Raw genomic sequence first — 367 nt, forward strand, 5'->3', positions numbered from 1 at the left:
GCATTCAAGAACAGCAATCTTATTTGGTTTACCTGTTCAGCACTATTTTTGTCGTATTGATCGTAATTGCTTATCTGTACACGGGCTTTTCGATGTCTGTGAAGCGCGCGATTGAATCTTTCTCGGTAGCTGCCAAACGCGTTGCTTCAGGCGATCTCACCGTCAAAATGGAAAAGCAATCGTCAGACGAACTTGGCGCGCTCACGTACTCCTTTAACGATATGACCATGCAAGTCAAACAGCTCATTGAAACAGCTCGCTTCATGATTAATGGCTTATCGACTGACGCAAACAAGCTCAACGACATTGCAACGGAAACACGCGACACTTTCCACAAACAAAAAGCTGAAACCGATGAAATCTCAAA

The 367-nt window shown here is 44.1% G+C and carries 1 protein-coding gene; it reads left to right on the forward strand.

Annotated elements, in window-relative coordinates:
* Window positions 1–92 precede the first annotated feature (92 nt).
* Window positions 93–367, forward strand: a 275-nt coding sequence (locus tag A3738_RS08545; RefSeq protein ID WP_231876586.1) for a HAMP domain-containing protein, incomplete at its 3' end; no start/stop codon positions are given.

It is taken from the genome of Oleiphilus sp. HI0066 (genome assembly GCF_001635725.1).